Here is a 16,731-nt window from a genome sequence, read left to right on the forward strand (position 1 = left end):
GCGCCACGCGCAGCACGGGCAAAACAATAACACCGCCTGACTGGTTATCTGGCTCATAAGGAGCATTTCATGCCCTCTCAACACTCCACTTCCTTGAGTGACGATGCACCGCATCGACCGTCCCATGCCAAAAAATACCTGGCGGCGCTAGGCCCCGGCTTTCTGTTTGCGGGCGCGGCGATTGGCACCTCCCACGTGGTGCAATCTACAAGAGCCGGTGCCGAGTACGGTATTGGGCTTTTGGGCTTCATTCTACTGGCGGTGCTCTTGAAGTATCCTTCTTTCTTCTTTGGCCCGTTTTATGTCAGCGTCACCGGGCAATCCCTGGTCGAAGGATACCGCCAAACCTTTGGTCGCTCTGTGGTCGGCCTTTTCGCGCTGGTGCAGATTCCAGTCACCGCTATCATCATCGCCGCCATTGCGATCACTACCGCAGGTCTTGCGGGCAGCATCGTGCCCCTGACGCTGAGCCCGCCTACCGTTGCGGTGATTTTGATTGCGCTTTGCGGCGTGCTCACCTTTGCCGGGGGTTACAAGCTGCTGGACTGGGTCAACAAGGTATTCGTGGTGATTTTGAGCGTGACCACGGTGCTGGCCGCTGCCGCCGCCCTGCCGCTGGTGGAATGGACGTTCTACCCGGTCACCGCGGCATCGCCGCTCTGGAGTGTGGCCACTTTCGTCACCCTGGTCGCCGTACTGGGCCTGATGCCCTCCGACATCACACTGGCCATCATGAACTCGCTCTGGTCCGAGGCGCGCAACAAAAAACAGGGCACGCGCAGCGAGACCGCCGCCGAAAAAATCGACTTCAACATTGGCTACATCGGCGCGGGCGTGCTGGCCGCGTGTTTCGTGATCATGGGCGCGGGGGTCATGCACAGCCAGGCCATCAACCCGGCGGACGGCGCGGTCGGCTTTGCCACCCAAGTGATTAGCCTCTACACCAGCACCCTGGGCGAGTGGAGCGGCGTGGTCGTGGGCATTTCCGCCTTTACCGTCATGCTCACCACGCTTTTGACCGTGCTCGACGGTTTTCCGCGCATGATCAGCGCCTCCTGGTATACCTTTACCCGGCCCGCCGGAGCCATCGAAGAGACGCGCACCCTCGAAGGCAGCCCGGCGTTTCTGGTATCGCTGGCCGGGCTTTCGCTGCTGGCGGCGGTGATTCTCTACACGTTGATGGGCAACTTCCGGCTGTTCATGGACTTTGTCATGGTCGTGGCCTTTTTGCTGAGCCCGATACTTGCCGCGCTGAACCACTTCACCGCCAACGGTGCGACCGTCCCCCCAGCGCTTCGCCCCTCGAAGCTGATCAACGCCTGGAGCTGGCTGGCGATTGCCACGCTGACGCTTTTATCCCTGGGCTATATCGTCGTGCAGTTTTTGTAAGCCTTTACCGGCGGCCTAGCTCAACGGGCCGCCTACCACCGTCTTTTGGATACCTTCACGCACGCCCTGGCCATCCTCGTGCTTTAACGCCTCGTACCAGGCCTGGGTTTCGGCGGGGTTTTCGCCGTGAATCATGTCGGCGCGTTTGCGCGCCCGCGCAACGATCTCGCCCACGCGCTCTACCCGGGCATGATCGTACTGCGCCAGCGCTTGCGCTAACGCCTGTGCCCTCTCGTCATTTTCCGCTAGCGCTTTATTGACCGCCTCGGCCAGCACCCAGGCGTCTTCCATCGCCTGGCAGCCGCCCTGGCCCAGATCCGGTGCCATGCCGTGGGCGGCGTCGCCCAGTAGCGCCACGCGGGTATCGATAAGCGTGCTCAACGGCTCAATATCGTGGATCTCCACCCGCGCCATACGCGCCGGGTCGAACTGATCGATCAGCTTCTGAACCGCCGGGCTCCAGCCGGCAAAGTGCGCTTTAAGCTCATCGCGGTAGTGTTCGGAATCGGCGGGCGTACCCGCTTTTAGCGGCACATCGAAGAAGCAATAGAACTCCTGCTGGCCTTCGTCGTTTCCTCCGGTGCCCATGGGCATGAGCGAGACGCGCTTGCCCTCGCCGACGTACTGATCCCAGCTTTCCAGCGGGGCCAGGTCGGGATGGGCGGCCACGCGCACGTTCCAGTTCACGTAGCCTACGTACTGGCGCTCGACACGCTGACCGACGATCTTGTTGCGAAGGCGTGAGTGCGTGCCGTCGGCCACCACCAACAGGTCGGCCTCGACGCGCTCGCCGTCTTCCAGCACGGCGGTCACGCCGTCATCATCGGCTTCGTAATCCACGCAGCTACGCCCCAGCGCGATATGTTCCGCCCCGACCGCATCGAACAGCGTTTGCTGGAGCGCGGCGCGGGAAATCGGGCAGGCGCGCTGATGGACCGCGTCATAAAGCGGCGTCAGCGAGAAGTCGCTGAGCAGGTGGCCCTCATGGCTCAAGTAGCGCATGCGCGTCATGTCACCGCTGATCTGCTCCACCGTGGTGCCCAGGCCCAACTGGTGCATCACTTTGACGCCGTTGGGCCAAAGCGAAATGGCCGCCCCGACCGGGCGCATGACCTCGACCCGTTCGAACACCTGCACACGGTGCCCCTGGCGCTTGAACGCAAGCGCTGCGCTCAACCCGCCCATGCCCGCGCCAATCACGACAATACTCAACGCCATAACGCCTCCCGATTCTGTAAAACAGTTGTTATAAAAAGTGGCTATCAAAGGTCTTCCACGAGCCTACCGCATCTATCGTCCAAAGCGTATATCCCCTCGCGGACGCCCGACATAACACTGCCTTGAACGAGCAATATCGGGGCCAGCCTTACGTCTCGGTGGATGCGACAAACCCGCGCAGCTCATCGAAGAGCCAGACGGTGGCGGGCTCGTGGGCGTAAAGCTCGTGCTGAATCAGCGTGAGTGTGAGCGCGCCAAGCTCACCCGGGGCGTCGACCAGGCGTACCGGCAACAGCGCGGTGAACCGCTCGGCCATACGCCGAGGAAGCGTCATCACCGCCCCGGTTAGCGCCACCACCCGCGCGGCGGCGATATAGTTAAGGTTTCGAGAGACCACCCGCCGGGTCAAGCCGTGCGCGCTCAGGCAACTGTCGATAGAGCTCGGCCCCAGCCCGCTGATGTCGGCAAGCTCCACGTGGGGTAGCTTGGCGAACTCGGCCAGGCTAAGCGACGCCCCTACCTGGGCGTTGCTCGTCGCGGCCAGGCATACCCACTGCTCCGCAAGCCACGGCGTTGCCACTACACCAAAGGGCAGCTCGACCTGGCTATCCAGCCCGACCACCATATCCACCTCGTGGCTTTTCAATCCCTCGCCCAGTACCTGGGGCGTTATGAGCTCGATGGCAAAGCTTATATGGGGGGCGCCGCTGAGCAACCCGCTTAGAAATGGCGGGTACATGAGCTCTTCGAAATAATCCGTCGTGGCCAGCGTAAAGTGGCGTGTGCTGGTCGCCGGGTCGAAAGCGGCCGGCGGCGCGAGGCCCTCCTGCAGCAGGGCGAGCGCTTGGCGCACCACCGGCAGCAACGCCTCGGCCCGAGGAGTGGGCAGCATCCCCTGGTCCGTACGCACGAAAAGCGGGTCGTTCAGTCCTTCTCGCAGGCGCCGGAGCGCGTGGCTGATCGCGGGCTGGCTCAGGTGTAGCTTAAGCGCGGCCCGGGTCACGTGGCGCTCCTGCATCAAGGTGACGAACACCCGAAGCAGGTTGAGATCGAAGGTGTGAGGCAAGCGCATGAATCACCATCATCAATGAAGTGAATGGATTGATTCTAAACATTCATTTTATTCATTACCTAAAACCTTTTATGGTCGCGGCCTTTCCCTCCTCCTTTTGGAGACATCTGCCGGTGACTCAGCTCTCCTCTCTTGCCTCACCCACCATGCCAAGCCTTTACGGCGACGTGATTTCCACCTTTATGAACGTGCCCAAGGCCCTCGACCCTAAAACGAGCGATGCCGAGGTGGTGGTGAGCGGCGTGCCTTTCGATTTGGCCTGTTCCGGCCGAGCGGGTACGCGCATGGGACCCAACGCCATTCGCCAGGCCACGGCCAACCTGATTTGGGAAGGCAAGCGCTGGCCCTGGGATTTCGCGCTCGAGGAGCGCCTAAAGGTGTGCGATGCGGGGAACCTGGACTACGCCTACGGCGAGCCCGAAAGCCTGGTGGACAACCTGGAAAGCCACGCCGGGCGCTGGCTAGGGGCGGGCAAAAAGATGTTGACCCTCGGCGGCGACCACTACATTACCCTGCCGCTTCTACGCGCCCACGCCCGCGAACACGGCCCCATGGCGCTGATCCATTTTGATGCCCACACCGACACCTACGAGCAGGGCACGCGCTTTGATCATGGCACCATTTTTCACCACGCCTTGAAAGAAGGACTGGTCGTGCCCGAACACTCGCTACAGATCGGCATTCGCACAAGCTATGACCGTCATCAGCACCCGTACGAAGTATTGGACGCCGACTGGGTGAACGACCATGGCCCGAAAGCGGTGCTCGAAAAAATCCGCGCCCGCGTGGGCCACCACCCGGCCTACATAAGCCTGGATATCGACGGCCTGGACCCGGCGTTTGCCCCGGGTACCGGCACGCCAGTATGCGGCGGCATGTCGACCGATTTACTGCTGAAGGTCATTCGCGGCCTGGTCGGTATGGAGCTGGTCGGCATGGACGTGGTGGAGGTCAATCCCGCCTACGATCACGGCGAGATCACCTCCCTGGCCGCCGCCACCCTGGGGCTTGAGTTTTTGTATGTGTTGGGGGCGGCCAAACGCCTTTGATGGCGTCTTCATACCTTGGCGCTTTATTAATCGTGACATTCTAAAGCGCCAAGCGTAGTTCGCTTAGAAACGAGCTGACATCCTCATATTCTCAGCCCCCTGCCAAGCAACGGCGGCAAACGCGTCCTACGAGTTGACGTGGCTGCTAGCGGGCGTATCACTGCCCTTTGAAGCATCCGTGGCTTTTTCTTTCAGCCGGCGAAACTTGCCGGACATACCCTCGATTTTGGCCTCCCATTCCGGGTCCGGCGTTTGCCCCTCGATCACCTTGAAATAGACCTGCATCATGCAGGTAACGGCTAGCGGCTCGAGCACGGCGACTTTCACGCTCCAGGCAAACAATAGTGCAATCAAGATGCCCGTGGCTGACCACCCGCCTGGAATGAGATACGCCACCAAAGCAGCCGGCGCCAACATGACGAGAAACACCACGAAGGCTAGTAAATAAATAATGACCGTCAGCCAAGCGGCATTCTGCATCATCGGTTTAAGATTCTGCCCATAAAGAATTAGGCCGTCCCGGGAGCCCGCCCACGCATTCGTTGAGCGTGTGCGCAGGCAGTACGCCAAAATCACTTCATCGATAAACCCAACCGCGATACGCAAAAACGCCTGCAGAATATTCAAAAACTGCTGAGCCCCTGGAATGGGAAGAAGGCCGAAGACGGTTTTCACCAGGCCGATAAACGACTTGAGCACACCTTTAATCAGTTGATCGACCAAAAATAACACGTTGGCTTGACCGAACCGCTCCTTGACGACTTGACTGGCGTGTTCGATTTGCCCCCGCCCCTGGGGTAGCGTTTGTTCTTCCAGTAGCTCGACCAGGACGGCGATATGCCCTGCCTTGACCATGTACAGGAGATACTCTCGCAAGAAGTACATGACGCCACCCACGATACCAAACCCGATAGCACCTCCCCAGAACGTGGTTGACTCCTGAAAGCCCGCGTCACCCAAACCGCCAACGCCCCACCCAATACCGGCGCCGATACCAGTCATCAACAGGTAAGCCAACGCCACCCCGAAATACACGGCTAACCGGAAGATAATAAAAGGTAACGTTTTGAGCATGAGGCCAATCGCCTGGCCAAGCCGGAAATCCCACATAGATACTCCCTTTCTTAAAAGTTGAAAATACACACACATCCAAGCCGAATAACATCGCTCACACGCCGCGATAATTCAGACAAAGCTAAAGCACCACTGACAATAACAAATTTTTGTTAGCTACTGGAGATCAAGAAAACGGGCTTAATGGAATAACCGGAGTACGTTGGACCGCATCGTCGATCATGGCGTATGCCAATGGGCCTTTCATACGCCAAGAGGGGCCATGCATGCGTTAATCCGGAATAAAAAGCCAGTTGCCCCAAGGAGCATATTCAGAAGTGCAGACATCTTCGGGTGCTGCGCTTGATGCTTGAAGTCAGGATCAAACTCTTCATTTTTCAAAAGGCCTAAAAAAGACCTTTTAAAGTGCGATATCCCCCATTCGCCCTTAAGAAACCTTAGTAACATTGATGCTGATCGTGGGCTGGCCCGGCATTAATATTTTGAACAACCGCCTGCGCTTCTTTTACTAAATTAACCTTGCTAATATAGCCAAAAAATCAATCACCAAATTTAAATTTATTCGGGAACACCTGCCTTGCAAAAACTGTATTTATTTCATTACGCGCCCAAGGCATCCCCACTCCTTGCTTTATCGAACGCATCGATTTAACGCTGGCCAATCTGAACCAGCCAACGGTGGTTCTATAGAAGTAAAGGTATCGTCATGGCATCTTTGTTGCTACACAGCGGTAAAACGGATCAGTATCGGCCTCTCGGTGAGACGGGGCAGCCGGTCTACCATTCAGCACTCCAGTTACGCAAAGCGATCGCGCGACGCCTCAAGGGTCGTGAACGCCACTTGGCTATTCCCCAGCGCGACCAACAGGGCGAGGGGGTGGACTGGTATAGCAGCCTGGAAGGCGACGTAGTGCCATGGAAAAGCGCGACTGAAGGCGAGCGTGAAGATGCCCGTATTCAGTTAGAGGCTTTTCGGAAAGAAATTCAGGCCGTTGAAAACCCCAAGGAGGGGCAGGGCGGAGATCAGGAAGTCTTTGCCCGCCTCATCAAATGGGTCTGCCATTTTCCCGATGAAGACTTTGTTTATTTAGTTAACGGTACACCCGTTCTCACCTTTTGGGGTTTCATACACCCGGAAACGGACCGCCATGCCAACCCACTTCAGTGCCTTTATCCTGAAGCGGCACCTGAGCCCTCACTCGCCAACCCCGCCTTAGCGCCCACTGCCCCGTTTAATGTAGCGCCGCCTGTTAACGAGCCAGCCGTCACCTTAGAGCCAACGCCGCGCCCTTGGTGGCGGCGCTACTGGTGGATGTGGCCATTGCTTCTGCTTTTGGGATTACTCCTGCTTCTTTTAGGGCTGCGAGCGTGCTCACCACGCCCGCCTTTGTGGGGTACTGACATAAACCGCCCTACGTTGACAGCCCCTGGCTTTTCAGCGTCTCAGCCCCGTTTAAAGGGTTTAGACGTATGGCCCTTTAATACCGGCACCAGAAGCCTTGCTCTGCCCAATGGCACCCTACGCCTCAACAGTGATAGCGGCTTACCTACTTTCAGCGGCGGTTTGGGGACGCGTGATATTCCCTCGGCTGACATCTCATTGCCCGAAACGACGCCAGTGCCTGAAACCGCCTCACTGCCTGACACAACGTCACTGCCTGCAGTGACGGCGCCAGACATATCGGACACTAACCCGATTTCACCCAGTGCAGGCACGCCAGCGCTTGAGCCGGCACCTCCAAGCGGCCAGCCAGAGGCCACACCTCCCCCACCAGAGCCTTTAAGCTTGCCCGAAAGCGCGCCCGAGGGGGCCGCATCGTTTCTTAACGGTCAGTGGCAGGGCGCTGGCGTTATGGATAGCCAGAGCGGACAGCCTTTACAAGTGCGTTACGCCTTCGATCAAGGCGACGGGCAAATGTATATTCGCCGCGGTGGCCGTGAAGGTGTCACCTGCGCAGGCCCTGTCGCTGCCGTTATGCAAAACGGTGAGTTGCAAATTGAAGCGCAAGAGCGTGCCCGCTGTGATGACGGCAGCAATTATGAGATGCCACGCGTGGAGTGCCGTCAGAACGAGGGTGAAATGGCTGACTGTGCAGCCAGCTACGACGACGAGCCATTCCCCATGCGGCTGCAAAAAGCCAGCGAATAGGACGATAAACAGATTATGTTACCTGAGATTATCAATTTCGAAGAGGTGGCAACGCTTGTCAGCCACTCTGGCGTTCAGTTTTTGGACTTTGGCTTAACACTGGAACCGCGTAAAGAAGCCGCGGGGGAATTCGTTTATCTGTCCACAACAGACAGAATGCTGGCGCGTCTGCTGGTCAACGAAGAAGACGGCTCCCTTTTCCATGAAGTTGAGCCTGGCAAGTTCGAGATCGTAAAGAGCCCTCAATTCGACATGGCGATGTCTACAAGCCTTGAACAGTTGAACAGTGCCTGGCTTCCGCTGCCCTTTTTCCGTTTTCAGCCACCCAGCAAGTTCGATGAAGGCCCGGCCAACTGGGCACGCATGCGTTTGACGGCCCTGGATGAGCCCGACATTGATGGCCATACACACCGCCTGACGCTCGCGTTTGATACACAGACACTGCCCCGTCATGACAACACGGCGTATCTTTGCCCCACCACTGACGACGTCAACTCGGGCACCTGTTTTCGCTTGGCCACCAGCACCTCGAATATGCGCTGGTTTCTTGACCAGGCGTGGGTAAGAGAGTGGCTTGAAGAGCTTTTTCGGGAAGCGAACCCAAAGTTTGATAGCCAGGAAATGCGCGATGCCCTTGAAGAGTGCCAGCACTTAGCCCACTACCTGAACGTACTCAGCCTGCTGCGCCAGCCCATCGAAGAAGAGCACAGCAAGCAGGGCAAACGTGTTCATATTCCTGATATTAAAGTGATCGCCCAGCAAGAAGGCGTCATCCCTGTCGATCTGGTGCTCGACGTCGGCAACTCACGTACGTGTGGCATTCTGATCGAAGATCATGGCCAGTCGGGCATGGGCTTAAGACATAACTATGTGCTGGAACTGCGTGACCTGGTCGATCCGGAGCGCGTCTATCGGGACCCTTTTGAAAGTCGTATTGAGTTCTCACAGACCTTCTTTGGAAAGGACCACTTATCTGTTAAAAGTGGCCGCCACGATGCTTTCTTATGGCCCACCATCGCCCGCGTTGGAGTGGAAGCAGGCCGCCTGGCCGGACGGCGCCGAGGTACCGAGGGCTCGACCGGCCTCTCCAGCCCTAAACGCTACCTGTGGGATGACGAGATTTACCAGCACGGCTGGCGCTTTAATAGTGCCTACGTGCGCACCGATACGGAGCCTCATGCTACGGCGGCACCCTTCTCGCATCTGATTAACGAGCTAGGCGATGCGCTGTACACCCTCGATGAAGACGATCAGCTTCCGGTTTTCAAACCGCATTACTCGCGCAGCTCGCTGATGACGTTCATGCTGTCAGAAGTGTTGGCCCAGGCGCTGATGCAGATGAACAGCCCCTCCCAGCGGGCTCGCCAAGGGCATACGAACCGTCCTCGCCAACTACGTTCTATCACGCTGACAGTCCCACCAGCGCTACCACAGGCAGAACGCAGTCTGCTGCTCTCTCGCCTTAAGCAGGCGGTCGCTCTTATCTGGAAAAGTCTCGGCTGGGATCACGGCGATGAAGAGAGTGATCCCTTTGAGGCAGACCATGATGGAAGCCTCCAGGTGCCAATGCCGACATTGAACGTGGATTGGGATGAAGCGTCCTGCGGCCAGCTGGTGTATCTGTACACTGAAATAAAAGAGAACTTTGCCGGCCACCCGGAAGAGTTCTTTGCAACGTTGGCGCGCCCCGGCAAGCCTTACCGTGAGCAGGTCAGCCTCGCTACCATCGATATCGGCGGCGGCACGACCGACCTGGTCATTACCGATTACCACCTCGATCGCAATGGCTCAACCAGCGGTGGCAGCAATGTATTCGTCACTCCGGAGCAGCGCTTCCGGGATGGCTTCCGAGTAGCCGGAGACGACATCTTGCTTGATGTCATTCAGCTTTTCATACTCCCAAGCTTCGAGGCCGCACTCAAACAGGCAGGAGTCGTATCGCCCGATGCCATGATGTCACGGCTATGCGGCCAGGAAAGCACTAACGCTCAAAATCAGGTGCTTCGCCAGCAGCTCAACCTGCAGGTGTTTACTCCTCTGGGCCTGGCACTGCTCGAGGCTTATGAATCCTTCGATCCTGAACACCCTGGCGGCTCAGAGACGCTGACCTATGGAGAGCGCTTGGGCGAGAATAGCGTTAGCTCGTCGGTGTATCGCTACGTCGAGACAGCACTAAGGCGTGAGCTGGGCGCAGAGATGACGTTTGATTTAATGAGCATTCCGCTAACGTTCAACCTGCTTGAAGTGCATGGCGCATTCTTAAAAGATCGCTTCAACATCTGCAAAACCCTGGCATCGCTATGTGAAGTAGTTTTCCAGTATCAGAGCGATATGCTGTTGATTACCGGTCGTCCCTCACGCTTGCCGGGGGTTCAGGCCTATTTGCGCAAAATGCTGCCATTACCCCCGGGGCGCATTTTACCTCTGCAAGGCTACCGTACCGGAAGCTGGTATCCCTTCCATCGCAATGGTCGTATCGATGACCCCAAGAGCACCGCTTCTGTCGGCGCGATGCTTTGCTCGCTTTGCGCACGTCATGGTCTGTCCAACTTCTTTTTCAATGCGGCGAAGCTAAAGCCTTACTCGACTATTCGTCATATCGGCTTGATCGATAATAACAACACAATCCCTGATACCGATGTCACCTATCGCGATATATCGACCACGGAAGACGGCACCGCTATTCATCTCCAGCCCGATGAAACAGGCGAAACGCCCGCGATTGAGATGCGCGGGCCGCTGCGCATTGGTTTTCGACAATTAAGCACTCAACGCTGGTCGGCATCACCACTTTATACGCTGACGTTCACACCGGGTGGCGCAGAGAAGTTTGCCAAAGCAAAAGCCAAGTCAGACCGTCCATTCATATTGAAGGTACGTTTGGCGGTAGATGAACGCGCCGGTAAAGGCAGCCTTATCAGCGATCGTTTAAAAGTAGCCAGCGTCGAAACCAGCGGTGATGGCAGTTTTAGTACGCGAGACCTGAAGCTGCAGCTCAACACACTCAACGATGCTGGGCTTGGCGATACCAACTACTGGCTAGACAGCGGGAGCATAAAACGCACATGAACCAGTTGACACCCGAACAGACACGTCTAAGCGGCCATTGGCAGTCCTTTTATCAGGGCGCAGGCGAAGCGCTGGAGTGGATTGAGTCAGTGCGCCAAAGCGCTCCTAGTCTGGACAGTGAAGCCGACAACCTGGGGTTAGCACTATATCGGTCTCGCAACCTTGCCAAAAGCCTGGCACATGCGGCCACTACGCCCATGACTGTCGGCTTTTTTGGTCTTTCTCAGGCGGGTAAATCGTATCTTATCTCTGCCTTGGCAGCGGGAGAAAACGGCAAGCTGGAAACGTGCTACGGCGCGACTCGTTTGGACTTTATCGACCACATCAACCCGGTGGGTGGCGGCAAGGAAGCAACGGGGCTGGTGACACGCTTTAGCCGCACGGCAAGCTCCGGACCCAGCGAATTTCCTATTGAGCTCAAACTATTTAGCGAAGTTGAAGTCGCGAAAGTTTTGGCCAATGCCTGGTTCAACGACTTCGATCACGAACGTGAAGACGTCTACGAAATCGATGAGAGCAAGGTCGCTCGTCTGCTAGCGCTTTATGAAGCCAAGCATGATGGCAAGCAAACATCAGGGGTCACGTCAGAACAGGTCGTCGAGCTTTGGGACTACCTGCAGGCGAGCTTCCCCAAATCAGTCAGCAAGCTCAATGCCCGCTACTGGCCTCAGGTGCTCACGCTTGCTCCGCAGCTTACTAGCCATCAACGCGCCGAGCTTTTCTCCATTTTATGGGGCGAGCAGCCCGAACTCACAAACCTTTATCGTCAGTTGGCCCACACGCTGGACTCACTTGGGCACGCCACGCGCGTTTATGCGCCCCTGCGCTGCCTGGTGGAGCAAAGCGGCGAGGGTTTTAGCCAGCGCGACAGCATTATGAACGTCGATATTCTGGAACGGTTGGGCACCGCACAGGATTTCATGCTCGAGGTATGCCTTTCAAGCGGCGACACTCTGGCCGCGCCGGTTAGCCTGCCGGTGGCCCAGCTTGCCGCTCTCACGGCGGAGCTTGCCTTTCCCCTCATTGAGGCCACACGCGACCCGCGTGTAGAGCAGGTCGACCTGCTGGATTTCCCCGGCTATCGCGGCCGTTTAAGCCTTCGCAATATCGGTGAACCCGGCAGTCAGGAAGGGCTTTCCCAGCTCTTGCTACGAGGCAAGGTGGCTTATTTGTTCGAACGCTACACGGACAGCCAGGAAATGAATGGCTTGGTGGTCTGCACAAGCTCAGATAAGCAAAGCGATGTCACCAGCGTAGGCCCCGTGCTCACCCGATGGATCGAAAAAACCCAAGGCGAAACCGCCGCTGAGCGTGGTCAACGCGATCCTGGTTTGATCTGGGCGCTCACCATGTTTGATAAGCGCATTAGCGCCTCGTTACAACAAACCGAAAGCCAACTGCGCGAAGGCTGGGAAGGGCTGATCAAAATGACCATGCTCGAGCGCTTCGGAAGCTACGCATGGATGCAGGAGTGGTCACCCGGTCAGTCGTTTAACAACACCTTTCTGGTACGCAAGCCGCGTCTGGATGTCCCCTTTTTGCTCAAACAAGAAGGCCATGAAGTCGCCATTAATGAAGCCACCAGCGATGCCTTGACCAGCATGCGCACTACCTTCGGCGAAAGCCCATCGGTACAGCAGCACGTAGGGCAACCGACGGAGGCCTGGCAGGCCATGATGAAGCTGGACGATGGTGGCATGGCCCGGGTTGGCGACTACGTAGGCCGTATTGCCGGTCTCGAATACAAGCTAGGGCGTATCGAAAATCAGCTCAATGAAACGTACCGCGCGCTGATAACGGATCGTCTTGCCAAATGGCATTTTAATGACGCCGATGGTGAAGTGGCGCAGAAGCGCGCCGTTGCCGGCCGTTTCTGGACAGAACTTCAAAGGCGCATGCAATCCTTTGGTGAATTGCAATATCACCTGGAACTGTCCGATGAAACCGTGCGCGACCTTTACCTGAGCGACAGCGAAGATAGTCCGCTCTCGTCATCAGACGATGAGGCCGTAGAGAGTGGTGGTTTGTATGGGGGTAACAGCGCTGAACTTGGCGGTATTTTTGGAGAGCTCCCCTTTGGAGATGGTCCCGGCAGCGCAACCGACCTTCCCACCACTGCACCGCATACGCCAGTGATGCAAAGCGCCGACCACCGGTTTGCTAAAACGGTTTATAACGCTTGGATAGGCCATTTGCGCGAACTACCTCAGCGACAGGCGCTGCTCAATCTGCTGGGCATTGACCGAGAGCTGATGAAGCTGTTGGCCGACGAGCTGATTACCGGCGCCAGCAGATTAAAGATGCAGGAGAAGCTGCAAGAGACCTTGCTGCAGCGTATTCAAAGTGGCGCTCGTCGGGACCGCCTTGTCGCGCGCCAGGTGTTAGCCGCACAGCTGGTACTTCGCGATTTTATCGCCTGGCTTGGTTTTCAGTACGACCCTATTGACCAACGGCCAACAAGCTTCGTCGGTGAAAAAGCGCCTCTTTTCAGCTATGAAAGTCGTCAAATCCCCAAGGGCGAATTACCCAAGCTACCAGAGCAGCCAATCAATCAGGTCGCCGTATACTTTGGCGACTGGCTATCCGGGCTTTGCCTTATGACCCAGGAAAATGCGGGTCATAGCGGTGGTCGTGAGATCACCATTGAACAGAATGAGCGTCTGGGTGAAGTACTCAAGCAGTTCACTTTCCGGGAGCAAGCCCATGCGTAAGGTTGATCTTCGCCCACTATCTGATACACGACCAGGCTATGGCCAACTCGTTCTAATCGGCGGCGATGTACCCGAAGAGGGAGTGTCGGTAGACATCCAACGAAATCAGGATGACCACTACCTACAAGCCGATGGCCAGTGGGGAAGCCACTCGTTTAAATTCACCTTACCTGCGCTACAAATCGATGAAGACGGCAACCCGACCGCCGTCGTCGACGAGCAGATCGTCGATCCACTGCTTGAGAACCCTCATGCCACGAATATGGCCAGGTTCTATAGTGCGGATGGCACTGAACTAGGTCGCGCCCGCATCAAGCTTGCGCGTAATTTATTGGCCTCCCGCGCAAGTGGAAGTACGCCAGCATTAAATGCAGGCGCTGCGCTCCAAACCGCTGAGACGCCGCCTCCCGATTCCGAACCTGAAGCGCCCCCGGTTGAGCAAGCCCCCATAGACCCGCCGGTAGTCGACGCACCACCGCCAGCCCCGGAACCGCTTCCCAAACCCGCCAAGAGCAGCAAACGCTGGCTGTGGATCGCACTGGCTCTTGTACTGTTAGCGGCTTTAGCGGCCGCTCTATGGTTTGGGCTCTCCATGCGGGATGGCAACATAGAGGCTGCCGGTGAAGAAGAACCCGCTGCATCAGAACCTGTCGATGAGCCGCCTGAAAGCCCGGAGCCCGTACCAGTAGAGGTTGAAGCTGCACCGTGCTCGCTACAACGCATGAGCGAGCAGGCAGAGCTTGAGTTCATTCAAGGCTGTACGTCGACCGAGATCGACCCGGACGCCATGATGGAGGTCATCGATAACGCGTTAGCCAACGAGCACTGCGCTATCGCCCGTCGTCTATATGCGCATGGTGCGCTCAGCGGCGAGATCCAAGCAGCCCTTGGCTATGCACGCCAGTTTGACCCTAAGCAGCACACCGCCAGCGCCTGCTTCCCGGAGGCCGATACCGAAACAGCCATCTTCTGGTACGAAACGGCGCAGAATATTGATGCCGATAATGCAGAAGCCAATCAGCGCCTGGAGGCACTATCACAATGACCTTTCGCGCGGCGCTGCTAGGTTTAACGGTCGGTTTATTAACGCCTGCTTTGGCGTTTTCTGATACCCGCCCCCTCATCCAGGAAGGCAAGGAAACGCTCTACCAGCGCATTCTAACGACCCCTGGCTGCCAGTTAGCCCAACAGCCTGGCAACAGCGAAGGGGAACTTCAGCCTGCGTTTAGCCGGTTTTATGTCTATCAGCGAAGTGAAGAAAACGGCGAAAACTGGCTTGAAGTCGGCCCGGATAGCTACGGCAGCGTCACTGGCTGGCTCCCTGAAGCCTGTACGGTCGACTGGAAAATGCAGTTAACGCTGTCGTTTACCAACCCGGCCAACCGAGAACGCCTGGTATTTTTCAGTCAGCGCGACGATCTGCTCACGATCCTTGATGACTTCGAGCCTTCGGGACAAGTAGCGCCTTTACGTGCCCAATTACGGCGCGATGGCGAAGCGCCGGGCGTGGTCGCACAAGAGCCTGAGTACTTTGTCGATCTCAATGAGCAGTTTTACTTACTGCCCATTTTGGAAGGTGAAGAAGTCATGACCGAGGCAGGTTTCATGACCCGCCTGCTTCGCGTTGCCTCGGTGAGCGAGGCAGGAGAAGACGAGCCAGCCAACCCACAAACCGACCCTTCCGCACAATTACGCGAGTTCAATGCAGGCGTTGTATTCGTTATCGATTCCACGGTATCGATGGGCCCTTATATTGAGCGCACTCGCGAAGCGGTAGCGGGTATTTATCAACGCATTGAACAAGAGCAGCTCACCGAACAGGTCAAATTTGGTCTGGTATCGTTCCGCGATAGCGTAGACGCATCACCGGATGTCGAATATGTAACGCGCATGTTCGCTAACCCCGCGGACATTAAGGATGGTAGCGACTTCATGGCACAGGTGGCAGATCTTCGTGAAGCGCAAACCTCGACCGTTGGCTGGGAAGAAGATGCCTACGCCGGCGTCATGCAAGCAGTAGAAGAGATCCAATGGAGCAACTTCGGCGCGCGCTATATCGTACTGATCACTGATGCCAGCGCCATTGATGGCGACAGTGAGCGCTCCTCCACGGGCTTTAACGCCGACCAGGTACGCCTTGAAGCCGCTCGACAAGGCATTGCGGTCTATACGCTGCACCTGAAAACACCCGGCGGTGAGCGTAATGGCGACCATGCCAAAGCCGAAGCCCAGTACAGCAACCTGTCGACGTTCGCCGGAACGGGGACATCGCTTTATTACCAAGTTGATACCGGCGACGTTGCGCTGTTTGGCGAACGCGTGGATGCTTTAGCATCAGCAATCACCGATCAGGTGCAAGCCGCTTATCTAGGCGAAGAAGCCATTGGCAGCGCCTTGAATGCGGAAGAGGCAGAGGATCCCGGCGAGCAGCGTCTGAGGAACGACTTCGAAGTGATCGGCCATGCCATGCGCCTTGCCTATCTGGGCCAAGTCACCGGTAGCCAAGCGCCGCCCATCTTTGAAGCCTGGATAAGCGATCGGGACTTGATTGCCCAACATGTGCCAACGACCGAGGTGCGCGTACTGCTGACCAAAGGCCAGCTAAGCGATCTTAGCGATGTCGTGGCAGAGATTTTAAATGCAGCCAATGCCGGGCTGATCTCGCCCACCGACATGTTTGAGCGCCTACGCTCGGTCGCGGCCGCCATGGGCGCGGACCCCAACCAGGTACAGCAAAGTGAAGGTCAGCACTTGGGCGAGCTTGGGCTGATGGGTGAGTACCTGGAAGACCTACCCTATCAAAGCGAAGTGCTCAACCTCGATGAAGAAACCTGGCTGAGTTGGGACGGCCTTCAGCAGGAGCGCTTCATACGCCGACTGACCACCAAGCTGCGCCATTATCAGCGCTACAACGAGGATGTCGACCGCTGGATCTCCTTGGCAGAAGGCGCTGACCCTCGGGATGACGTCTACCCGATCCCCCTTGAAATGATGCCTTGA

10 protein-coding genes are annotated in these 16,731 nt (G+C 57.1%); 7 read left to right on the plus strand and 3 right to left on the minus strand.

The annotated features are described in order from the left end of the window. The first annotated feature begins 69 nt into the window (after positions 1-69). Positions 70-1,389, plus strand: coding sequence for an NRAMP family divalent metal transporter (locus ACWHVV_RS16835; protein WP_447927233.1), 1,320 nt, complete (start codon positions 70-72; stop codon positions 1,387-1,389). 15 nt (positions 1,390-1,404) lie between these two features. Here ACWHVV_RS16835 and hpxO read toward each other — a convergent pair whose 3' ends face one another. Both hpxO and ACWHVV_RS16845 read right to left on the minus strand, forming a co-directional pair. Then, positions 1,405-2,607 carry an FAD-dependent urate hydroxylase HpxO gene (gene hpxO, locus ACWHVV_RS16840; RefSeq protein WP_447927234.1) on the minus strand — a complete coding sequence of 401 codons (1,203 nt, stop codon included), beginning with the start codon at positions 2,605-2,607 and terminating at the stop codon, positions 1,405-1,407. 148 nt (positions 2,608-2,755) lie between these two features. Further along, entirely contained in the window at positions 2,756-3,679 is a 924-nt protein-coding gene (locus ACWHVV_RS16845; protein ID WP_447927235.1) for a LysR family transcriptional regulator, read from the minus strand. Between the two features lie 146 nt (positions 3,680-3,825). On the opposite strand from ACWHVV_RS16845, the gene speB reads away from it, so the two are divergent. After that, a complete protein-coding gene (gene speB, locus ACWHVV_RS16850) occupies positions 3,826-4,728 on the plus strand; it encodes an agmatinase (protein WP_447929178.1) in 903 nt (300 codons plus the stop codon). 126 nt (positions 4,729-4,854) lie between these two features. On the opposite strand, the gene ACWHVV_RS16855 is transcribed toward speB, so the two are convergent. Further along, positions 4,855-5,871 (minus strand): hypothetical protein, encoded by a 1,017-nt coding sequence (locus ACWHVV_RS16855; RefSeq protein ID WP_447927236.1) that lies wholly within the window; start codon positions 5,869-5,871, stop codon positions 4,855-4,857. A gap of 637 nt (positions 5,872-6,508) precedes the next feature. Between ACWHVV_RS16855 and ACWHVV_RS16860 the strand changes: the two genes are divergently transcribed. Genes ACWHVV_RS16860 through ACWHVV_RS16880 form a run of 5 tightly spaced genes read left to right on the plus strand, consistent with a single transcriptional unit; the run spans position 6,509 to position 16,731 of the window. Next, positions 6,509-7,951 carry an SrfA family protein gene (locus tag ACWHVV_RS16860; protein ID WP_447927237.1) on the plus strand — a complete coding sequence of 481 codons (1,443 nt, stop codon included), beginning with the start codon at positions 6,509-6,511 and terminating at the stop codon, positions 7,949-7,951. Positions 7,952-7,966: 15 nt separating this feature from the next. Beyond that, positions 7,967-11,020 (plus strand): virulence factor SrfB, encoded by a 3,054-nt coding sequence (locus ACWHVV_RS16865; protein WP_447927238.1) that lies wholly within the window; start codon positions 7,967-7,969, stop codon positions 11,018-11,020. After that, positions 11,017-13,731 (plus strand): putative virulence factor, encoded by a 2,715-nt coding sequence (locus ACWHVV_RS16870; RefSeq protein ID WP_447927239.1) that lies wholly within the window; start codon positions 11,017-11,019, stop codon positions 13,729-13,731. Before ACWHVV_RS16865 ends, ACWHVV_RS16870 begins: the two co-directional genes overlap by 4 nt. After that, positions 13,724-14,776 carry a hypothetical protein gene (locus tag ACWHVV_RS16875; RefSeq protein ID WP_447927240.1) on the plus strand — a complete coding sequence of 351 codons (1,053 nt, stop codon included), beginning with the start codon at positions 13,724-13,726 and terminating at the stop codon, positions 14,774-14,776. Before ACWHVV_RS16870 ends, ACWHVV_RS16875 begins: the two co-directional genes overlap by 8 nt. Next, on the plus strand, positions 14,773-16,731 hold the full coding sequence (locus ACWHVV_RS16880; RefSeq protein WP_447927241.1) for a vWA domain-containing protein: 1,959 nt from the start codon (positions 14,773-14,775) through the stop codon (positions 16,729-16,731). Before ACWHVV_RS16875 ends, ACWHVV_RS16880 begins: the two co-directional genes overlap by 4 nt.

The sequence above is a fragment of the Vreelandella sp. EE27 genome (genome assembly GCF_968206495.1).